The organism is Roseomonas sp. E05, from assembly GCF_030063475.1.
In the GTDB taxonomy this organism is placed as follows: Bacteria; Pseudomonadota; Alphaproteobacteria; order Acetobacterales; family Acetobacteraceae; genus Pseudoroseomonas.
Genome location: NZ_JASIRT010000009.1, coordinates 25,261 through 46,438 on the forward strand (window position 1 = coordinate 25,261; position 21,178 = coordinate 46,438).

At 70.0% G+C, this 21,178-nt stretch carries 17 protein-coding genes and 1 pseudogene; 12 read left to right on the forward strand and 6 right to left on the reverse strand.

All coding sequences use genetic code 11. From position 1 onward, the window contains the following. Window positions 1-6: 6 nt before the first annotated feature. A complete protein-coding gene (locus tag QMO56_RS11445) occupies window positions 7-1,332 on the reverse strand; it encodes an MmgE/PrpD family protein (RefSeq protein ID WP_283525829.1) in 1,326 nt (441 codons plus the stop codon). Next, window positions 1,329-2,318 carry a tripartite tricarboxylate transporter substrate-binding protein gene (locus tag QMO56_RS11450; RefSeq protein ID WP_283525830.1) on the reverse strand — a complete coding sequence of 330 codons (990 nt, stop codon included), beginning with the start codon at window positions 2,316-2,318 and terminating at the stop codon, window positions 1,329-1,331. The genes QMO56_RS11445 and QMO56_RS11450 overlap by 4 nt, the downstream gene beginning before the upstream one ends. Window positions 2,319-2,482: 164 nt before the next feature. Between QMO56_RS11450 and QMO56_RS11455 the strand changes: the two genes are divergently transcribed. The 6 genes and pseudogenes from QMO56_RS11455 to QMO56_RS11480 all read left to right on the forward strand — a co-directional run bounded on the left by QMO56_RS11455 (window position 2,483) and on the right by QMO56_RS11480 (window position 7,932). After that, on the forward strand, window positions 2,483-3,262 hold the full coding sequence (locus QMO56_RS11455) for an SDR family NAD(P)-dependent oxidoreductase (RefSeq protein WP_283525831.1): 780 nt from the start codon (window positions 2,483-2,485) through the stop codon (window positions 3,260-3,262). A gap of 112 nt (window positions 3,263-3,374) precedes the next feature. Next, window positions 3,375-4,337: a tripartite tricarboxylate transporter substrate binding protein gene (locus QMO56_RS11460; RefSeq protein WP_283525832.1), complete on the forward strand. Its 963-nt coding sequence runs from the start codon at window positions 3,375-3,377 to the stop codon at window positions 4,335-4,337. A gap of 12 nt (window positions 4,338-4,349) precedes the next feature. Beyond that, window positions 4,350-5,120, forward strand: a complete 771-nt coding sequence (locus tag QMO56_RS11465; protein WP_283525833.1) for an SDR family oxidoreductase — start codon at window positions 4,350-4,352, stop codon at window positions 5,118-5,120. A gap of 102 nt (window positions 5,121-5,222) precedes the next feature. Then, window positions 5,223-6,242 (forward strand): LacI family DNA-binding transcriptional regulator, encoded by a 1,020-nt coding sequence (locus tag QMO56_RS11470; protein WP_283525835.1) that lies wholly within the window; start codon window positions 5,223-5,225, stop codon window positions 6,240-6,242. A gap of 105 nt (window positions 6,243-6,347) precedes the next feature. Further along, a pseudogene (locus tag QMO56_RS11475) lies at window positions 6,348-7,319 on the forward strand (NAD(P)-dependent oxidoreductase); the annotation flags it as partial. Between the two features lie 472 nt (window positions 7,320-7,791). Then, a complete protein-coding gene (locus QMO56_RS11480) occupies window positions 7,792-7,932 on the forward strand; it encodes a hypothetical protein (RefSeq protein WP_283525838.1) in 141 nt (46 codons plus the stop codon). Window positions 7,933-8,091: 159 nt separating this feature from the next. Here the strand turns inward: QMO56_RS11480 and QMO56_RS11485 are convergent, their stop codons facing one another. The 3 genes from QMO56_RS11485 to QMO56_RS11495 all read right to left on the reverse strand — a co-directional run bounded on the left by QMO56_RS11485 (window position 8,092) and on the right by QMO56_RS11495 (window position 15,473). Continuing rightward, on the reverse strand, window positions 8,092-9,654 hold the full coding sequence (locus QMO56_RS11485) for an ATP-binding protein (protein ID WP_283525839.1): 1,563 nt from the start codon (window positions 9,652-9,654) through the stop codon (window positions 8,092-8,094). After that, window positions 9,651-14,726 carry an AAA family ATPase gene (locus QMO56_RS11490; RefSeq protein WP_283525841.1) on the reverse strand — a complete coding sequence of 1,692 codons (5,076 nt, stop codon included), beginning with the start codon at window positions 14,724-14,726 and terminating at the stop codon, window positions 9,651-9,653. Before QMO56_RS11490 ends, QMO56_RS11485 begins: the two co-directional genes overlap by 4 nt. 195 nt (window positions 14,727-14,921) lie before the next feature. After that, window positions 14,922-15,473, reverse strand: a complete 552-nt coding sequence (locus tag QMO56_RS11495; protein WP_283525843.1) for a helix-turn-helix domain-containing protein — start codon at window positions 15,471-15,473, stop codon at window positions 14,922-14,924. A 549-nt stretch (window positions 15,474-16,022) separates the two neighbouring features. On the opposite strand from QMO56_RS11495, the gene QMO56_RS11500 reads away from it, so the two are divergent. Next, on the forward strand, window positions 16,023-16,358 hold the full coding sequence (locus tag QMO56_RS11500) for a response regulator transcription factor (RefSeq protein WP_283525845.1): 336 nt from the start codon (window positions 16,023-16,025) through the stop codon (window positions 16,356-16,358). A 58-nt stretch (window positions 16,359-16,416) separates the two neighbouring features. Here the strand turns inward: QMO56_RS11500 and QMO56_RS11505 are convergent, their stop codons facing one another. Next, a complete protein-coding gene (locus tag QMO56_RS11505; protein WP_283525847.1) occupies window positions 16,417-17,043 on the reverse strand; it encodes a response regulator transcription factor in 627 nt (208 codons plus the stop codon). A 400-nt stretch (window positions 17,044-17,443) separates the two neighbouring features. Between QMO56_RS11505 and QMO56_RS11510 the strand changes: the two genes are divergently transcribed. The 5 genes from QMO56_RS11510 to QMO56_RS11530 are packed head-to-tail and all read left to right on the forward strand — an operon-like array spanning window position 17,444 to window position 21,168. Beyond that, entirely contained in the window at window positions 17,444-17,803 is a 360-nt protein-coding gene (locus QMO56_RS11510; RefSeq protein ID WP_283525849.1) for a hypothetical protein, read from the forward strand. A gap of 43 nt (window positions 17,804-17,846) precedes the next feature. Beyond that, window positions 17,847-18,500, forward strand: a complete 654-nt coding sequence (locus tag QMO56_RS11515; protein WP_283525850.1) for a hydrolase — start codon at window positions 17,847-17,849, stop codon at window positions 18,498-18,500. Window positions 18,501-18,553: 53 nt separating this feature from the next. Next, entirely contained in the window at window positions 18,554-18,829 is a 276-nt protein-coding gene (locus QMO56_RS11520) for a DUF1427 family protein (RefSeq protein ID WP_283525852.1), read from the forward strand. A gap of 21 nt (window positions 18,830-18,850) precedes the next feature. Then, complete coding sequence (locus QMO56_RS11525; protein ID WP_283525854.1) at window positions 18,851-20,740, forward strand: amidohydrolase; 1,890 nt, start codon at window positions 18,851-18,853, stop codon at window positions 20,738-20,740. Window positions 20,741-20,742: 2 nt separating this feature from the next. Then, window positions 20,743-21,168 carry a DoxX family protein gene (locus tag QMO56_RS11530; protein WP_283525856.1) on the forward strand — a complete coding sequence of 142 codons (426 nt, stop codon included), beginning with the start codon at window positions 20,743-20,745 and terminating at the stop codon, window positions 21,166-21,168. The last annotated feature ends 10 nt before the right edge of the window (window positions 21,169-21,178 follow it).

The window sequence follows — 21,178 nt, forward strand, 5'->3', positions numbered from 1 at the left end:
AATGCTCTAGTTCCGGCGAGGGGCGAAGGCCCGCATCAGTCCGCCTATCTCCGGCTCCGCCTCCAGTGCCCACAGCCGCGCGATCTGTGCTGGGGCATCATGGCCGGTGGCACTGGCGTGATATTTCCGCTCGAGCTCGGCATCCGTCATGGGCCGCGCCGCGCTGCCACGCGGGTCGCGAAGCTCAATGCTGCGCCGGCTGCCATCCGTCATCTGCAGCGTGACGCAGGCCGCGCCGCGCGGCAGGCTGGCATCCAGTTCCGCGCGCACCTTGCCGCGCAGCGCTGCCACGGCGGGGGTGTGCACCGCGGCGGCAGCGAAATCCTCAACCCCGGCGCTGCCGCGCAGCAGCGCGACGGCCGCCGCGTGGTGAATGCTGACCCGGGCGTCACGCTCATTGCGCGGCAGGCGATCGCCGCGATCGAGCAGAAGCTGGTCGCCGGCGACCACGACCTCGGCGATTGTGGCCGGGTCGAGCCCCTTGTGCAGTGCCAGGCAAGCATCGATGACGGCGTGGAAGACGATGCCTGCGGGATAGGGCTTGTAGGTATTGCGGGCAAACTCCCAGTGCTCGCCGAGGCCTTCGGTGATGCGCCCGACATCCGGCGCGTCGCCCATGGCCTGCGCCCAGCCGAGCCTGCCTTCCAGGGCCGAAGGGGCCGCCGTGTATCCGGCCTCGGCGAAGAGCGCAGCCAGAAGGCCGTTGCGCGCGGCATTGCCCATGCCGACATTCTTCGCCGCGGTGGGCAGGTTTTCCACCAGCCCGGCGGATTGGCTGGCAGCGATGCCAAGGGCCGCGGCGCAGCGTCCGGCATCCAGTCCCAGCAGCCGGGCTGCGCCCGCCGCCGCGCCGAACACGCCGCAGGTGGAGGTGATGTGCCATCCCCGTGCGTAGTGCCCTGGCGAGACGGCACAGCCGATGCGGCATTCCACCTCCGCGCCGAGGATGAAGGCGTGCAGCAGCGTCGCGCCGGAAACTCCGCGCAGCTCGGCCAGGGCCAGCAGCGGCGGCGCCACCGGTGCCGTGGGGTGGATCACCGTCTCCAGATGCGTATCGTCGAAATCCAGCAGGTTGGCGGCGACGGCATTGACGAAGGCGGCTCCCATGGCGTCCAGCCGCTCGGCGCGGCCGATCAGGGTGGCGCGCTGCGGGCCGGAGAAGGGTGCCATGACCTGCACGGCGGTGCTGACCGCCGGATCCTGCGCCGCGCCGAGTGCGCCGCCGAAAAAGTTCAACAGGGAACGCAGGCCCTCATGCCGCAGGGCCGCCGGCAACGCGCCGGGACGACTTGCGGAAATGAAGGCGCCGAGCTGTTCGGCCGCGCTGGTCATTGCGCCCTCGTGATTAGGCCCTGGCGCGCCGCCTCGGCCCAGCGGCGGTCGTCCTCGCGCAGGAAGGCCGCGAAGGGTTCGGGTCCCATGGCGCCAAGGTCGGCTCCGATGGAAAGCAGGCGCTCGCGCACCTGGGGCAGTTCCAGAGCTGCACGGATGCCTTCATGCATGCGCGCGGCGATCGCCGGCGGCAGGCCGGCCGGCGCCACCATGGCGTACCAGCCGGCGAACTCATAGCCGGCGACGCCAGCCTCCTGCAGGGTGGGAACGTCGGGCAACAGCGGCGTGCGCGTGGTGGTGGTGACGCCCAGCGCGCGGATGCGGCCGGCGCTCAGGTGCTGCGCCGCGGCGACGGTGCTGTTCCAGCCCGTCGGCAGGTGCCCGGCCACCAGATCGTTCAGGATGGGGGCGGCGCCGCGGTAGGACACTTCCAGCATTTCGACGCCGGCCAGCCGTGTGAACAGGTTGCCGGCATAGGAGATGGCGGCATCCGAGGTACCGAAGGCGATGCTGCGCGGCGCCGCCTTCGCCGCCGCGACCAACCCGGCGACGTCGGTGAAGGCGGCCTTGCCCGAAGCCGTCAGCAGTAGCGGGTATTGTGACAGCAACGCCACCGGCGCGAAGTCGCGCAGCGCCTCGTAGGAGAGGTTCGGCATGACATAGCGGTTCATCACCAGGCTGCCGGTATCGACCAGGAACACGTAGCCATCGGGCTCGCTGCGGGCGACCATCTCCGAGCCGATGGCGCCGTTGGCGCCGGCACGGTTCTCGACCACCACGGTCTGACCGAGGGTCTCCACCAGCCCTGCCGACAGGGCGCGGGTGAAGATGTCGGTGCCGCCGCCAGGGGAATAGGGCACCACGAGGCGGATGGGGCGCTGCGGCCATGTGGATTGCGCGCGGGCGCCGTGCGAGGCGGCAGCCAGGGGCGCGGCGAGGGTGGCGGCGAACAGGCTGCGCCTCGGCAGCGCCCGGCTTCCTGGCATGGCGTCCTCCTTGTGCCGCTCCCGGAACCGCTTGAGGCCGGCTGCGACCGTCTGTATGGTTCATGTTATCGATATCACTTTGGCCCGCTGGCCGGGAGCAGTCAATTGCGCAACCTTTGGGCGGCTCCGCCATGCGCGGGGCAGGCGTGGCGGGGCGGCTGGGCATGAGCCGTCCGCTGCAGGGCCGTCTGGCGCTGATCACCGGCTCGACCGGCGGGCTGGGGCTCGCCGTGGCGCACCGCCTTGCGGCGGATGGCTGCGGCATCCTGCTGCACGGCCTGCTGGAGCCGGGAGCGGCGGCGGCGATATGCGGCGCGCTGGCGGCCGAGCATGGCGTCAGCGTCACCTATCACCGGGCGGATCTGCGTCATCCGGAGGCGACGGCGGCGATGCTGCAGGCAGCCGGCGCGATCGACATCCTGGTGAACAACGCCGCCACCCGGCATTTCGCCTCGGTCGATGCCATGCCGCGCGCCGACTGGGACGACGACATCGCCGTGAACCTCTCAGCCGCCTTCGACACCATTCGGCTGGCATTGCCGGCCATGCGGCAGCGCGGCTGGGGGCGGATCGTCAACATGTCCTCGATCTACGGCCTGATCGGAACGGTGGACCGGGTCGGCTATGTCGTGACCAAGACGGCGCTGATCGGCCTGACACGTGCAGTGGCGCTGGAGACGGCGCGGCAGGGCATCACCTGCAATGCCCTGTGCCCCGGAACCTCGCTGACGCCCGGCATTGAGGCGCGCATCCACGACGCCATGACCGCCCGTGGCCTGGACCGCGCCGCAGCCGAGGCGGGCGTGCTGACGGGCAAGCAGCCGAGCGGGCGCTTCGTGCAGCTCGGCGCCGTGGCCGGGCTGGTCGGCTTCCTGTGCAGCGACGCCGCCGGCGACATCACCGGCGCCGCACTGCCCGTGGACGGCGGCTGGTCCGCCTCCTGAAGCGCTGCCGCGGCGCAGACCGTGCGCGGGCCAGGGGAACGAAGGGAACGCCGGGGACGCCGGGGAGGGATCATCCCGCCCTGTTCTGGCCCCGCCAAGGGAGGAACAAGCCATGATGCGCAGAGCGACGCTCCTGTCTGTCGCTGCCCTGCTCGCTGCCCCGCGGATCGTGCGGGCGCAGTCCTGGCCGGCGCGCCCCATCCGGCTGATCGTGGCTTGGCCGCCTGGCGGCACCACGGACATCCTGGCGCGCCAGTTGCAGCCGCAGCTCTCTGTGGCGCTCGGCCAGCCGGTGGTGATCGAGAATCGCGGCGGCGCTTCCGGAGCCATCGGCGCCGCCGAGATCGTCCACGCCGCCAAGGATGGCCACGCCTTCGGCATGGTGACCAGCACGCTGCTCTCCATGGCGCTGCTGCAGCGCCAGTCCTACGACCCCATCGCCGACGTGACGCCCATTCTGCTGCATTCGCGCGTGGCCAATATCCTGGCGGTGCATCCCTCGCTGCCGGTGCATTCGGTGGCCGAGCTGATTGCGCTCGCCCGGGCGCAACCGGGAAAGCTGGCCTTCGGCTCGCCCGGTATCGGCTCGGCGGTGCATATCTCGGGTGAGATGTTCAAGCTGGCCACGGGGACCTCGATGATCCACGTGCCCTATCGCGGCGGTGGCCCGGCGCTGACCGACCTCGCCGGCGGTTCGTTGCAGTTGATGTTCGGCAATGCCAGCTCCACCCTGCCTTTCGTGCGCGACGGTCGGGTGCGGCCGCTGGCCGTCACCTCGGCAACCCGGGCGCCCTATCTGCCGGATCTGCCGACGCTGGCCGAGTCCGGCCTGCCGGGCTTCGCGATCGACGAATGGTACGCCTGCATCGGCCCCGCCGGCATGCCGCCCGCCGTCGTGCAGCGGCTGAACGCCAGCATCATGGACATCATCGCCGCACCGGAGGAACGTGCCCGTCTGCTGGAGATGGGGGCGGAGGTGGCCGGTGGCTCGCCGCAGGACTTCGGCCGCTTCATGCGGGACGAGACGGACAAGATCGGCCGGGTGGTGCGCGACGCGGGCATCAGCCTGGATTAGGACGCAACAGCGATGAACCGAACTCTCGAAGGCCGGGCGGCCCTGGTCAGCGGCGCCAGCCGTGGCATCGGCCTGGCGATCGCGCGGCGGCTGGCTGCGGAAGGCGCACAGGTGATGCTGGTGGCGCGCTCCGCCGCACTGCTGGAGGCCGAGGCGGCGGCCCTGCCGGGCGCGGCCGCCTTCGCCGCCGACCTGACGCAGCCGGAGGCCGCCGGCCAGGCCGTGGCGGCTGCCGTGGCGAGCTTCGGCCGTCTGGATCTGCTGGTGCACAGCGCCGGCGCCACCCGGCGCGGCGATTTCCTGGCGCTGCCGGACGAGGCCTGGGCCGACGGATACGCCCTGAAGCTGTTCGGCGGAATGCGGCTCTGCCGCGCCGCCTGGCCGCACCTGGTCGCGGCAGCCGGCGCGGCGGTGCTGATTGCCGGTATCGGCGGGCGGCTGGCCAGCGCGGATTTCACCATCGGCGGTTCGGTCAACGCGGCCCTGATCAACCTGACCAAGGCCCTGGCCGATCGGGGCATCCGCGACGGCGTCAGGGTCAATGCCATCAATCCCGGCAACATCCGGACCGACCGGCTGGCCGGGCGCATCGCCGCGCTGGCGCAGGAGCGGGGCATCGGCGCCGAGGAGGCGGCCCAGGGGCTGGCCTCCGAATCCGGCATCGCCCGCTTTGGCCTGCCGGAGGAGATCGCCGCGGCCGTGGCCTTCCTGGCGGGGCCGGAGGCAAGCTACGTGCAGGGCAGCATTCTGGACGTCGATGGCGGCTGGATGCGGGCGGTGTAATATTCGGGGGAGAATGACTTCTCCCCTCCGCACCCTTTTCCCATCTCCCACAGGTCGGCAGCCGGGGTGGGCCGTACCTCCCCTGTGGCAAGGCGCAGCGCCATGAGTGAAACGGGCAAGGCCAGCGGCCTGGTGCGCATGCGCGACGTGGCGCGGATGGCCGGCGTTTCCACCATGACCGTGTCGCGCGCGCTGAGCGATCCCAGCAAGGTCTCGGTGGAGGTGCGGGAACGGATCAACGCGGCCGTGCAGGCGGCGGGCTACCTGCCGAACAGGCTGGCCGGCAGCTTGTCCTCCCGCCGCTCGACGCTGGTCGGCCTGATTGTGCCGAACATCGACAACTCGCTGTATTCCACCACCATCAAGGCGGTGTCCGAGGTGCTGCGGCAGAGCGGGCACCAGCTCATGATCGCCGATTGCGGCTATGGCAGCCAGAAGGAGGAAGCGCTGATCGGCGCTTTCCTGGCGCAGCAGGTGGCCGGGCTGATCCTGCACAACGCCACCCACACGGACCATTCGCGCGCGATGATCCGGCGTGCCGGCGTGCCAGTGGTCGAGATCGGCAACCTCCCCGCGGACCCGCTGGATATGGTGGTCAGCTATTCGAACCACGAGGCGGCCCGGGCGATGACGCTGCATCTGGCGCGGCTCGGCTACCGCCGCATAGCCCTGGTCACTCTCCCGGCGCGGGACAACGACCGCACCCTGGACCGCCAGCGGGGCTACCGCGCCGCCCTGGCCGAGGCGCGGCTGGCCGAGGACCCGCAACTGGTCGTCGAAATGCCGCCTGGCCTCGATTCCGGCGCCGAGACGGTGGCGCGGCTGGTCGAGGCCGATGCCCCGGCCGATGCGATCTTCTTTGCCGGCGACGTGCTGGCCGTCGGTGCCCTTCTCGAATGCCAGCGCCGCGGCTGGGCGGTGCCCGGCCGGGTCGCCATCGCCGCCTTCGACAATCTGGAGCTGATGCGCCACCTGATGCCCGGCATCACCACCCTGCGGCTGCCGCGTGCCGAGATCGGCCGGCGCGGTGCCGAGATCCTGCTCGACCGCATCCAGGGCCGCTCGACGGAGCGGCGCGCCGTCGATCTGCGTTTCGAGATCGTTCAACGCGGCAGTACCTGAAGCGGGCGGTACGGGGCCGGCGCGCTGCCTGCATGATATCGATACCATATTTCGCTTGTGCCTGGGTCGGTGGCTGCCTAGACCCGGGAAGGAAAGCGAAGGAGGAACGCCATGTCAGGCCAGGTGCTGGGCTTCGTCGGGCTTGGGCAGATGGGCAGCCGCATGGCGGCGCGCCTGATCGATGCAGGCCACCGCCTCGTCGTCTGCGACCCCGTGGAGGCGGCGGTGGCACCGCTGCTGGCTCGCGGCGCAGAGCGCGCGGCAACGCCGATGGAGGTCGCCGACCGCGCCGATATCGTGCTCGGCAGCCTGCCTACGCCTGATGTGGTGCGGGCCGTGGGTCTCGGGCCGGATGGCGTGCTGCAGGGGCAGCGGGCGCGGCGCTTCATCGATCTGTCGACGACCGGGCCGCGTGTCGCGCAGCAGGTTGCCGCCGTCTTCACCGGGCAGGGCCGCACCGCCATCGACGCGCCGGTCAGCGGCGGCATTACCGGCGCCGAGAAGGGCACGCTGGCCATCATGGTCTCCGGCCCGCGCGATGCTTACGAGGAGATCGCGCCGATCCTCGCCATCCTGGGCAAGCCTTTCTTCTGCGGCGAGCAGCCAGGCCAGGCGCAGGTGATGAAGCTGTGCAACAACCTGCTGGCCGCGGCGGCGCTGGCGGTGTCCTCGGAGGCCATCGTGATGGGTGTCAAGGCCGGGCTGGACCCCAGCCTGATGTGCGAGGTGATCAACGCCAGCAGCGGCCGCAACAGCGCGACGCAGGACAAGTTCCCGCGTGCCATCATTCCGCGCAGCTTCGACTTCGGCTTCGCCACCGGCCTTTCGCACAAGGACGTCCGGCTGTGCGTCGACGAGGCCGAAGCGATGGGCGTGCCGATGGTGGTGGGCAGTGCCGTGCGCCAGATGCTGGCTGTGACCAGTGCGTCCTTCGGCGCGGAGAGCGACTTCACCTCCATCGTGCGCGTGGTCGAGGCCTGGGCCGGCGTCGAGGTCGGCGCAGCCGCATCGGCGCCTTCCACACGCTCGCCGGCACTGCAACCAGGCAGCTCTGATGTCCGTCCCTTCAAGGGGTAGACGCACGTAGCCGTTCGCCGGGCAGCCTGGTTCGGGATCTCGCCCACAAAGCGGACCTCGCCATCCCGGCCAGCCTCCGCAACACAGACGATGATCGCCGGCTTGTGCACATCCAGTCCAATCAAGCTGATAAGCTCGCCCACGGCCCGTCTCCTGTGCTGAGGCAAGGCGCCGGCCCGCCCGGCGCAATCCTCGTCATTCCTGCACAGTTCGAGGCGGGCCACCCCCGCCTCAGACGGACGTCTGGTCTGGCGTGGCACCTGCGGCGTGAGCCCGCGCCGCTGCGGCGGGATGCGCCGATCCTGATCCTGGACGAGGCGCTCTCGGCCGTGGACGCGGAGAACGAGGCGCTGGACCGGCTGCGCCGCCACGTCGCACCGGTGGCGCAGGATACCTATCTTTCAACGACACGCCGGAGGCGAATATCCGGCTCGCCCGGCCGGGGGCGACGGCGGAGGAGCTGTCGCAGGCGGTGGAGCGCGCGTCGCTGACCGGCTTTGCCGCCACGCTGCCGCAGGGCATGGCGACGCCTGTCGGCGAACGCGGCGTGCAGTTCTCCGGCGGGCAGCGCCAGCGCATCGCCACCGCCGCGCTTGATGCCCGTGTGGATTGAGCGGCGCGGTCCGGGCCCGTTGCGGCATCGTCCTGCGGATCGGATTGCTGAAGGGCAGATGGCAGATCCCGGCGCCTCCACCGGCATTGATGCTGGAAGCCCCTTGGGGTTTCCCGGAACATCCTGGAACTGCGCCGCTTCACGACCGCATTCTGGCGCTCATTCGCCCGGGGACGCCTGGCGGCGCGGCTGGTGTTCGCGCCGTCGGGGTGCGCGGTGCATGGGGTGGTGCCGCTGGCGTGCCACGCCAGAGGGCGGAATCTTGCCTGCCACGCAGGAAGGGAGATGGATCTGGAAGATGCAGCCGCTGGGCCTGTTCGGCGCCAGCGTGAGCGACCCGGCATGCGCATGGATGATGGTCCGGCAGATGAGCAGGCCAAGTCCCATCCCCGCAGGCTTGGTCGTGTAGAAGGCATCGAAAATTTTCTCGGCCTGCGCGGAATCCACGCCGGGCCCGTTATCCTCGACCCGGATCACGATACCATCCTCCGCAAGGCAGGAGGTGATGTGCAGGGCCGGCTCCGGCATTCCCGCCATCGCCTCGATGGCATTCACCGCCAGGTTGAGCACCACCTGCTGCAACTGCACGGCGTTCCCCTGAATGGAGGGGAGGCCATCCTGCAACCCGGCATGGAGCGCCACGCCGTGCTGGCGCAGCTTCCCTTCCAGGATCCGCAGCATGTCCCTCACCAAGCCGTTCACATCCACCGCGCGGCTGCTCGGGGCGGCCTTGCGCGCCATGCCCAGGATGTTGCGGACGATGTCGGCGGCGCGGCCGCTGTCGCGCAGGATGCGCTCGGAGGCTGCGCGCACCTCGGCCTGACCGGAGGGGCCATGACTCAGCCAGCGCCCCAGCGCCGCCGCATTGGCCGAGATGGACATCAGCGGCTGGTTGATCTCGTGCGCGATCGAGGCGACGAGTTCTCCCATGCTCGTCAGCCGGGCGGCATGTTCCATCTCCGCCTGCGCCTGCCGGAAGGCTGCCTCCGCTTCCCGGCGCCGGGTCATGTCGGCGAGGATCAGGACGGCTCCTGTGATACGGCCGTGACCGTCGAGAATGGGCGAGCGCTTCTCGCGGACATGGATCTCGCGCCCGGGGCGGGAGACCAGCACGACATCGCCCGCGTCCTCTGCCGCCGTCGGCTCCGTCAGCTCGCCGGCTTGGCGCAGCCGCACCACCTGGCCAAGCGGCAGGCCTGCGGCCAGCCGGAACTCCCAGCCCGTCAGCGCCTCCGCAACGGGGTTCATGAAGGTGATGCGCTGCTCGCCATCCGTCGCGATCACGCCGTCGCCGATGCTCGACAGCGTCGCCTCCCAGCGGCGCTCGCTCTCCTGCAGGCGGCGTTCGGCCGAGTGCTTGCGCAGCGCCAGCTCGATGGTGGTGAAGAGCTGCAGGTCCTCGAAGGGCTTGAGCAGATAGCCCTGCGGCTCGGCCTGGCTGGCGCGCCGAACCGTCTCGGGGTCCGCGTAGGCGGTCAGGAAGATCACCGGGATCTGGAAGGCCTCGCGCAGGTGGCGGGCGGCATCCACCCCGTCCATCCTGCCCTCCAGCCGCAGGTCCATCAACACGATGTCGGGCCGCTCCGCGGCGGCGATGGCGATCGCCTCCTCGCCGCTGACGCTCAGCCCGATGACGGTATGAGCGATCCGGGTCAGCTGCTGTTGCAGGTCGCGGGCGATGATCAGCTCGTCCTCGACGATGAGGATGCGTGCCGGTGTCATGCCCGGCGACCCTGCCTGGCCATCATGGGCGGGATGGTCATGGTGAAGCAGGTGCCCTGGTGGTGGCTGACCGCGAGGCTGCCCTGCAACTGCCGAACCAGATCGTGGACGAGGCTCAGGCCGAGCGATGGCGCGGCATCCCGCGTCGCCTCGCCCTCCTCGCGCCCGGCCATCCCGCCGCCATCGTCGCAGACGGCGAGGACGAAGGCGCCGGCGCCGCGGTCGGAGAGGGTGACGCGCACGGTGCCGTCGCCATCTTCCGGAAAGGCGTGCTTGAGGGCGTTGGAGACCAGCTCGTTGACGATCAGCCCGCAGGAGATGGCACGGTCGAGATCGACCTCCATGCCGTCCACTTCTGTCACCAGCCGGATGCGCGGCTGTGCGTGAACCCGCGCCAGCTGCGCGCAGAGCCCCTGGATGTGCGCCCGCAGGTCCACCCGGTCCAGCCGTCCGGCGCGGTAGAGGTTTTCATGCACCATGGCCATGGCGCGCACCCGGTTGCGGCTGTCGGCGAACATCGCGGCCACGGCGGGGTCGCCCGCCGCCGTGGCCTGCAGGTTCAGCAGGCTGCTGACAAGCTGGAGGTTGTTCTTGACGCGGTGGTGCACCTCCTTCAGCAGCACCTCGGTTTCCTTCAGCGCCGCGTTCTCCATGGAGATGGCGGCCTGGGCGGCCAGCATGCGGATCAGCCCGAGGTGCCGCCCGGCAAAGACGCGGGGGGAGAGCCGGTTCTCCAGGTAGAGCAGGGTGGCAGCCTGGCCGCTGCGCGGCAGGGGCAGGCAGGCCATCGACCGGCAATGGCCGGCGGCCAGATAGGGGTCGGCGGAGAACTGGCGGGGGCGGCTCGCCTCGTCCAGCAGCACCATCCGGCTGGTGCGGGCAGCGTACTGGATCGCGGTGAGCGGCAGGTCGTCCGCCTGCGGCAGGGTTTTCGGCAGCATCACCTCGATCTCCGCGTCGCGGGTCACGGCTTCGGCGCGGATCTGCAGGCGGCCCTCCAGCGGCATCAGCAGCACGCCGCGGTCGGCGCCTGCGAGTTCCAGCACGGCCACCATCAGCGTTCTCACCAGGGTGTCCAGCCCGGCCTCGCCGGAAATGGCCTGTGACGTCTCCAGCAACGCGATGACATCGGGCTCGCCGGGCCGTGGCTCCACCGGCTGCACCAGGGCGGCCTGCGCGCCGGGCCAGGAGCGGGACAAGCTCGACCCGCCGAAGACACGGTCGATCTGCCGCACCTTCCCTTCGGCGCCCCAGGCGAGATAGGCGGCGCGGGCTGCCTGCGCGCAGGCGCGCGCCAGGGTGGGGAGGCCGCGCGCCGCATGGAAGCGCGCAGCCAGTTCCTGCGCCACCGCCTCGTCATGCGGCAGGCCGTGCCGGTGCGCGTCCTGGGCGGCACGCTCGTAGCCATGCAGGGCATCAAGGTCGCGCCCTTCGAGCCGGGCGACCTCGGCGGCGAGAATGGCCGCGCGCGCGGCGAAGGAGGCCGGCCCATGCCGCGCCCAGGCCTCGAAGCGCGCGGCGCAGGCCCGCAGCGCATCGCAGTGGTGGCCGCGCGCCGCCTGCGCGCCATCATGGCAGGCGGCATGGGCGAGGCCCGTGACGAAGTAGTGCTCCGCGAACTCGAAATGCCCGGCGGTGCTCCAGAGCAGCGGCTCGGCCCGCTCGCTGGCGGCGAGCGCCTCCGCAGGTCGCCCGGCGTGGAAGCGGGCCTGCGCCTTGCGGATCCAGTACCAGCAGGCGGCGATGTCCAGGCTGCGGTTGCTCATGAGGTGACGCTCGAAGCCGCCTTCGTCGAAGCCGGGTTCGTCGAACGAGGCGAAGTCCGGCGTCAGGCCGCGCAGCAGGCGAACGAGTTGCAACTGGGCGGTGATGATGGCGTCGATCAGGCCGAAACGGGCCCTGCGGACGCCCGCCAGCTTCACCTCGGCCTCCCGCTGAACCTCCAGCAGGTTCTCGCCGGCGCCGAGCAGGATGCTGATCAGGCTGCAGCCGCTGAAGCCGGCATAGGTGAGGTCCCCGGCCTCCGTCGCCGCCTCGAAGGCATGCCGGTGCAGGCCGAGGCCGGCGCGGATCGGCTGCGTCCAGGGCATGACATGGTAGGCGAAGCACATGTCGACGCGGTGGCGGAAGCGGCCCATTCCGGGCCGGGCCGCCAGATCATGACCCAGCCGCCCAAAGCGGAAGCCGGCGGGATGGTCGCCGAAGCACGGGCCGAGCACCATGCCGAGATAGGCATAGGCGAGGGGTGAGGCTTCGCCGTTGCCGTATTCCAGGCTGAGATTGGCCATGCGGCAGAGCAGCAGGCAGACGAGGTTCTGGTCGCTGAAGAAGGCCGGCGGCAGGGCGGCGGTCAACACGCTGAGGATCGCCTGCACCGTCTCGTCCTGCAGGGAGGGCAGCTCCGCCAGGGCTTCGATGGTCGTGTCTCCGAGGCGGCGGCGCAGCCGCTCGTATTCGTCCTGCAGATCCTGCCGCGAAGGGTGCGCCGACCAGTGCATGCCGACCTCGCCCAGGAAGGCCAGGCAGAGCGCGATGGCACGGTCGCTGCGGTCCATCGCCGTGCAGATCGTCACCTGTAGCCAGGTGATGCGGGCCTGCTCGGCCAGGGTCCTGGCCTGCGGCAGCAGGGCCTCCAGTGCGGCGAGCGCGGCATCGGCCCCGCCGGTCAGGAAGCGGCACTCGGCATGGTCGCAGGCGATGGCGAAGGAAAGCTCGGGCTGGCGCAGCCGGCCGTCGGCGCCCAGGAGCGCCTGCGCCGTCTCCAGGTAGTCCAAAGCCGCGCCATAGGCCGTCGTCGCCCTTGCGCGCCGCGCGGCCCGCCAGGCGAGGCCGGCCATGCGGTCACGCTCGCCCACCTCCTCGATCAGTGCGGCGGCCGGTCCAAGATGGCCGGCGATGCCGAACAGCGCCGCCTCGATCTCCTCGGGCGAGGCGAGCGCGGCCATGGCTCTGGCAATGCGGAGGTGCAGGCGGGCCCGGTCGGCTGCCGGCACCAGCGCTCCGGCGGCTTCCTGGATGCGGTCATGCGCAAAAGCGTAGCGGTCACCCACCCGCCGCAACAGCCCGGACTGGACGAGCTGGCTGAGTGCCCGCTCCAGCTCGGCCTCGCTGTGGCCCAGGATGGCGCTGGGCAAGGCCGTCCCGGCCGGACCGCCCAGATGGGCCAGCAGGCCGAGCACCCGCCGCGCGAGGCAAGGAAGCCGACTCAGGCGGCCGGCCATGAAATCCGCCACGTTGTCGGCGGAGCCTTTGTCGCGGATGCCCTCCAGGTTCCAGCGCCAGGTGCCGGCGCTCCGCGTGAAGGCCAGCAGACCCTCCTCGATCAGCCCGGCGAGGAACTGACCGACGAAGAAGGGATTGCCGCGCGTCTTCGCATGCACCTGCGCCGCGAGGGGCGCGGACTGTTCCGGCGCCATCTGCAGCATGTCGGCGACCAGCCGGGCGGTCGTCTCGGACGGCAGCGGCAGCAGCGTGATTTCAGAGACCGCGCCCTCCGGCCCCCGCTCCCAGCCGCTCGCGCCGCCCTGGCCGATCCGCGCCAGGATGCGCCGCAGCGGGTGGTCAGGTCCGATCTCGTTGTCACGGTAGGCGCCAAGAAGCAGCAGGGACGGAATGGGCGGACCGGCTGCCAGCCGCTCCAGGAAGTCCAGCGTGGCGGTGTCCAGCCATTGCAGGTCATCCAGGAACAGGGCGAGCGGGTGGGCGGCCTGCGCAAAAGCACGAAGGAAGTTGCCCAGCGCGAGGTGGAAGCGATTGGCCAGCTCGTCCGGCGGCAGCTCCGGCATCGGGTCCTGCGCGCCGAGGACGAGTGCAAGGTCGGGCACCAGGTTCACCACCAGCGGTGCACTGGCGCCGAGCGCCTCGCCCAGCCGGCGGCGCCAGGCGGCGACCTCCGCCTCGCTGCGGCCGAGGACCCCGCGCACCAGTTCCTGGAAGGCCTGCGCCAGCGTCGCATAGGGGATGCCGCGCTGGATCTGGTCGAACTTGCCGGCTGCGAAGAGCCCGCCCATCGGCAGCAGCGCCTCGCGCAGGGCCAGCATCATCGCCGACTTGCCGATGCCGGAATAGCCGGAGACCAGCACGATCTCTCCGCGCCCCTGGCGCGACACCCGTTCCCACGCCGCCAGCAACAACGCCATCTCGCCGTGCCGGCCATGCAGGGCGCGCGCCGGCATCAGCCGGCCGGGGACATCGCGCGCCCCCGGCGGGAAGGGGGCGATGGTTCCCCTCTCCTGCAGGGCCATCTGGCAGTGCCGCAGGTCGGCGAGCAGACCGGCGGCCGTCTGGTAACGCTCTTCCGGCGCCTTGGCGAGCAGCTTGAGAATGATGGCGAGCACGCCTTCCGGCATCCCGGGGGCCCGCCGGGCGGGGGGCAGGGGCGGGCGCGCGAGATGTGCGTGGGCCCATTCCACCGTGCCGGTCGCGCTGAAGGGCAGGGTGCCGGTGGCCATCTCGTACAGGATGACCCCCGCGGCGTAGAGATCGGCCCGCGCATCGGGCGCGCCGCCCATCGGGTGCGCGCATTCGGGTGCCATGTAGGGCAGGCCGGCGTCAGAAGGGGGCGGTTGGCTGCGGTTGGCGGTGAGCGGCGCGGCGGCATGGCCGAAACCGGTCAGCCGGAGCTGCCCGGCGGCATTCAGCAACAGGGTGCCCGGCCGGAGATCCCGGTGGACGATGTCCTGCGCATGCAGGTGCAGCAAGGCTTCGGCAAGCGCGATGGCGGTGTGCAGGAAGGCCGCCGGTTCGGAAGGGCGGCCCAGACTGCGCTCCAGCAACTCGCCGCCCGGATCGGCCAGCAGGAGCGCCGTGCGCCCCGCATGCTCCACCAGGCCGCGCGGCATGACAGCCCAGGCGGGATCGAGCTCGCTTGCCAGGGCCAGCTCATGGGCCAGCAGGGAGACCCCGGTCAGGTCGCTCCGATCCTCGGCGGGAAGCCGGAGCAGGATCGTGGCTGCCGCCGCCGGGTCGGACAAGCGCAGCAGCCGGGTGCTGCCGCCCGGCCGTGCATCCAGGACGTGCCCGTGGTCTTCTCCGTACATCACCGGAAGGTCAGGAGGCGGCTGGCTCGTCATGCGGCGCATCGTGGGCGGGCCGGCATGGCAGCGCTGCGCATCGGACCAAGAATACCTCCGTTGGGTGCGGGGAAGCGGCGCGGGCCGTGCCCGGCAGGAACCCAAGGGAGCTTCGCACATCCGTCTTCCCGCCCCAAGCCGGGCCAGCGCCGCGGGAGGGGCGGGACGGAGCAGGCGGGATGTCCCCGCATCCCGCTAACGCCTGGGAGCCGGCTGGTTCTCACGGCGCCAGGCAAGCGGCGTCGTGCCGACGAGGCGGCGGAACAGGCGGGAGAAATGCGCCTGGTCGGCCAACCCGCAGGCCAGCGCGACCTCGCAGAGCGAAGCGGGCGTCTCCAGCATCAGCACCTTCGCGCGCTCGATGCGGCGGGACACGACATAGGCATGCGCGGTCCTGCCGAAGCTCTGCTTGAAGGCGCGGGCGAAGTGGCCGGTGCTGAGTCTGACCTCGGCGGCCAGATCCTGCTGCAGGATCGGGAATTCAAGACGGCTTTCGATGAGACGCGTCAGGCGATTGATCTGCCAGCGCGCCAGACCACCCTGCACGACGGCCGGGCCGCCGCCCTCCGGACGGCGCGGCTTCTCCAGCAGGCGGGAGGCCCGGGACAGGTAGCGGAGTGCCGCCTCTTGATCCTGGTCCAGCGAGATGCAGGCCTGTTGCAGAAGCTGCGTCACCAGGGCGGTGGTGCTGCCGCTCCCGCAGCGCTTTCCGGGAATGGGTGTGTCCATCGCGAGGTCGGAATCCATCGTCCCAGTCTCCTGCCGCCTGCCGGTGCGTCGAGGGCCCAAGACTGGGCTCTTGCGGCCCTTCCTTCCATTCTACAGGCGTTGGCGGTCCTAGGACCGAGGTTCACCGCCCTTATACCTTCGTATGATGGGGCGCAGGGAGCCCGCACCGGAACACCATGGCGCGCTCTTCACCCCGAACGAGCGCTGCACGGCGCCGAAGCAGAACCGGCCCTCAGGCCGGAGAAGGGCACGATGACGAAAAGCTGTCCGGTTCGTTCAAATTGGTCATGACCGGACAAGCCGTGGAGGCGCTCCGCCCCTAAGGATGCTGCCTCTCGGGAGCGAGGTAAGGCAGAATGGGCGTGACAGGCATGGCCTCGGCCAAGTGCGGCGCGTCGGCTGCCGGTCAGGCGGAAGGCGATGCCGCTTGCCAGAAGCGGGCCCGCAGGCAGCGGCCATCCAGGCCGTAGCCGCCATGATTCAGGCAATGGACCGGCCATCACCATTCCGCCGCCAGATCCGGGCGTGACAGCCGTCATGCATGGATCCGCACGCCGGATCGCCGTGGTGGACGACGACGAACGCGTGCGCGTGAGCCTGGGCGGCCTGATCCGCTCGGCGGGCCTGCAAGTTTCGTTGTTTGCCTCTGGCCGTGCCCTTCTGAGGCGGAATCTCTCTTGGTTCGCCTGTGTCGTCACCGACGTCCAGATGCCGGGCATGTCAGGGCTGGAACTGCAGGCGGTGCTGAACGGGCGTGCACCGGGCCTGCCCCTTGTGATCATGACCGCATTCCCTGACAGCAACGTCCGGTCGCAGGCCATGGCCGCCGGTGCGAGGGCAGTGCTTGAGAAGCCCTGCGACCCCGAGGAGCTGATGGTGCTGCTCGAAGCCATTCTCAAATAAGCGCAGGCGTGCAGGAGGGGCCAGGAGCCATCAGGATGGAGGAGCGGCCGGAACTGGTCTAGCGGGCGTGCAGGCCGAGAATCTCTGCCATCTGGACCAGATTCGCGAAAGACCGCGCCGCCATCTTCTGCATGGCCTTGCCGCGGTGGATCTTCACCGTGATCTCGCTGAGCCCGAGCCGGGTCGCGATCTGCTTGTTCATCAACCCGCTGGTGGCCAGCGTCATGATCTCGCGTTCTCTTGGGCTGAGGGAATCGAACCGGGCGCGGAGATCCGCCTGCGCCGCCGCATCCGCGCGCCGGCTCCTGTCGTGCTCGATCGCCGCACCGACCGCATCGAGCATCTCCTGCTCGCGGAACGGCTTCGGGAGGAAGTCGATCGCTCCGGCCTTCATGGCACGCACCGTCATCGGGATGTCACCATGGCCGGTCATGAAAATGACGGGCACCTGGAGATCCTCCCCGGCCAGCCGGAGCTGGAGATCCAGCCCGCTCACAACGGGGAGGCGAATGTCGAGGATCAGACAATTCCCCTCGGCGGCGAGGCCGCTGCCCAGCAGGTCGTCGGCCGAAGAGAAGGCACGCACACGATAACCGACCGAGCGAAGGAGGCTGTCCAGCGCCTGCCGGACCGCATTGTCGTCATCGACGATCAGAACCAGTGGCGGATCACCCGATTTTGTCATGCGGAATGCCTTCGATGGCTTCGGCAGGGCAGGCTCTGGCCCGCCAACCGGCCTTGCCGCGGCATCGGTCCGGCGCGGCGGAGATTCGGGAGGGATCGCGACAAGGGAGTGGTCACCGGAGGCAAGGCGGGCAGGGATTCAGACCTTTCACATACCCGCCTCCTGCCGCGATGAGTAGGGGCTGCCCGCACCGCCTTTCCACGCCGCGGGCATGAAGGCAGGTGTCGCCTCCCGGGAAGGCACGGCGAGCCGGTGCAAAACAGGCAAAGACGCTTCGTTCTGTTCAAGAGGGCGCTCAGTTCCACCGCTAGCCTGCAGACATCCCAAGGCGTCCGGCGGTGCCGACGGCCCTGGCGTCCCGCCGGAACCCATCGGCTGTTCCTTCCAGAAGGATTATCACATGAAACGGGTCATCATGGCTGCTGCGCTCGCCCTGCCCATGGCCGCATGCGCCGGTGGCAGCGCCCCGCAGCAGCGCCAGGCCTCGATCCCCGCCGGAAAGCTGCTGAGCTGCGGCGTGAGGCAAGCACCGGGCGGCGAGAACGGCCGCATCCTCTACAACATGAGCTGCAAGCCCGTCGTCGGTGGCGACATCGCCTCGATCGAGAACGTGGATGGCGAGACCTTCAACGTCAGCTACGGATCGGGCGCTCCGGCCTTCGGCGGCGGCCAGGTCTATGTCCTGCGCTATGGCGCCGAGCCGGGCGAGATCCACTACGGCAAACCGCTCGACGGCAATATCGGCACGGTCGGCCGCTGAGGCCCGTTCCCTCCCGCAGCATCCCTGAAGGAAAGTCGGCATCATGGCCATCAAGGCGACTCCCATCCCCGGTTCCCTGCTCCTTACGCCGAAGGATCACGCGCTGATCCTGATCGACTTCCAGTCGCAGATGTCCTTCGCGACCAAATCGATCGACGCCGTCAACCTCCGCAACAACGCGGCATTGGTCGCCAATGCCGCCGCCGGCTTCGGCGTGCCGACGATCCTCACCACCGTGGCGGAGAAATCCTTCTCCGGCCCGATGTTCGGCGAGATCACCAGCGCCTTCCCGGGCCAGAAGCTGCTCGACCGCACCTCGATGAACACCTGGGAGGATGCGGCGGTGATCGAACAGGTCAATGCCATCGGCAGAGGGCGCATCGTGCTCGCCGGGCTCTGGACCTCGGTCTGCATCGTCGGCCCGGCGCTCTCGGCGATCGATCAGGGCTTCGAGGTCTATGTCGTCGCCGATGCCTGCGGCGACGTCTCGGCCGAGGCGCATGACCGCGCGATGGACCGCATGGTGCAGGCCGGCGCGCGGCCGATGACCTCCCTGCAGTACCTGCTGGAACTGCAGCGGGACTGGGCCCGTACCGAAACCTACGAGATGACTACCGGCTACGCCAAGGCTTTCGGCGGTGCCTATGGCCTCGGCATCATCTACGCCAAGTCGATGTTCAACGCCCACGAGGGATGAGCCGGCGGGCGGCCGCCGTGCCGGCGGCCGCCCCAGGCGGGAAGGAACTGCCGATGAAGATCTATGTCCTCTCGCTCGCGGCCGGGCTTCTGGTCGGCGTGATCTACGCGCTGCTCAATGTGCGCTCGCCGGCGCCGCCGGTGGCCCTGGTCGGGCTGCTCGGCATCCTGCTCGGCGAGCAGGTGCCGCCGCTGATCAAAAACCTCTGGGCGCGTGAACCGCTGGCAGTGTCGTGGCTGCGCGCGCATGTGCGGCCGCATGTCTTCGGCGCGCTGCCGGCCGCCGAGCGGCCTTCCTCCACCAGCCGGCCCCGCAGGGCGCAGGGCTGAACCCCACCGCAGGAGATGTGCATGACCGACCCCGCCGCTCCCGAGCTGATTCTCCATCGCGGCCTCTTCACCACGCTCGACCGCGGCAACCCCAGCGCCACCGCCGTCGCCATCGGCGAGGGGCGCTTCCTGGCCGTGGGGCATGACGCGGAGGTGATGGCGCTGGCCGGGCCGGCCACGCGCAAGGTGGATCTGAAGGGTCGCCGCGTGCTGCCGGGACTGATCGACAACCATCTGCACGTCATCCGTGGCGGCCTGAATTTCAACATGGAACTACGCTGGGACGGTGTACGCAGCCTGGCGGACGCCATGGCCATGCTGAAGGCGCAGGTTGCCATCACGCCGCCGCCGCAATGGGTGCGCGTGGTCGGCGGCTTCACCGAGCACCAGTTCGCCGAGAAGCGTCTTCCCACCATTGAGGAACTGAATGCCGCGGCGCCCGACACACCGGTTTTCCTGCTGCACCTCTATGACCGGGCACTGCTGAACGGCGCCGCTCTGCGCGCCGTCGGCTACACGAAGGACACGCCCAACCCACCGGGCGGCGAGATCACGCGCGATGCGCAGGGCAACCCTACCGGCCTGCTGCTGGCCAGGCCGAATGCCGGCATCCTCTACGCGACGCTCGCCAAGGGACCGAAGCTGCCCTTCGAGTATCAGGTGAACTCCACGCGCCACTTCATGCGGGAACTGAATCGCCTGGGCGTCACCGGGGCGATCGACGCCGGCGGGGGATTCCAGAACTACCCGGACGACTACGCCGTCATCCGGAAGCTGGCGGAGGAGAAGCAGCTGACCATCCGTCTGGCCTACAACCTCTTCACGCAGAAGCCGCGCGAGGAGAAGGAGGACTTCCTGAACTGGACGGCGACCTCCACCTACCGCCAGGGTGACGACTACTTCCGCCACAACGGCGCCGGCGAGATGCTGGTCTTCTCTGCCGCCGACTTCGAGGACTTCCGCCAGCCCCGCCCGGACATGGCGCCGGAAATGGAGGACGAGCTGGAAGGCGTGGTGCGGATCCTGGCCGAGAACCGCTGGCCCTGGCGCCTGCACGCCACCTATGACGAAACCATCAGCCGCGCGCTGGACGTTTTCGAGAGGGTCAACCAGGACATCCCGCTGGACGGCCTGAACTGGTTCTTCGACCATGCCGAGACGATCTCGGAACAGTCGATCGACCGCATCGCGGCGCTGGGCGGCGGCGTGGCCGTGCAGCACCGCATGGCCTATCAGGGCGAATATTTCGTCGAGCGCTACGGCATCGGCGCGGCGGAGGCGACGCCACCGGTGGCGCGGATGCTGGAGAAGGGCGTCAGGACCTCGGCCGGCACGGATGCGACGCGCGTGGCCTCCTACAATCCCTGGGTCTCCCTCGCCTGGCTGATCACCGGGCGGACGGTCGGCGGGTTGCAGATCTATCCGCGCCGAAACTGCCTGGACCGTGAGACGGCACTGCGCATGTGGACGGAGAACGTCACCTGGTTCTCCAACGAAGTGGGGCGGAAGGGCCGCATCGCGGCAGGGCAGCTTGCCGACCTCATCGTCCCGGACCGGGACTTCTTCGCCTGCGCCGAGGACGAGATCGCCGGCATAAGCTCGGATCTCACCATTGTCGGCGGCAGGGTGGTCTATGGCGCGGGCGACTTCGCCCGACTGGACGAGAATCCACTGCCGCCTGCCATGCCGGACTGGTCCCCGGTACGCCGCTACGGCGGCTATGCCGCCTGGGGTGCGCCGGAGAAGGCAGGGGGGACTGCGATGATGCGCAAGCTTTCCCTTTCCTGCGGCTGCGCCAACACCTGCGGCGTGCACGGCCATGCACATGCGACGGCATGGTCGAGCAAACTGCCGATCAGCGACCTGAAGAGTTTCTGGGGCGCACTCGGCTGCGCCTGCTGGGCGGTCTGACGATGGGCGGCAGGGCCATGGCGCGCGGGGTGGAGGGCCTGACCTTCGCCCGCGGGTTCCGCTGGCTGGCGCTCCTGTTGCTCTGCGCCGCCTATCTCCAGGGCGGGCTCAACAAGCTGCTCGACTTTGAGGGCACGCTGGCGGAGATGCGGCTTTTCGGCCTCGCACCCGAGATGCTGGTGGCCAGTGTCGTGATCCTGCTGGAGCTTGGTGCCTCGGCGATGATCCTGGCGGGACGGCTTCGCTGGCTGGGAGCGCTCGGCCTCGCTGCCTTCACGCTGCTGGCGAGCCTGCTGGCGCTGCGCTTCTGGGAGATGCCGCTTGGCCAGGAGCGGGTCATGGCCACTAACGGCTTCTTCGAGCATCTGGGGCTCGTCGGCGGCTTCATCCTGGTGGCCTGCCACGATCTCGGCAGGCGCGGCGGCTGAAGCGTCATCG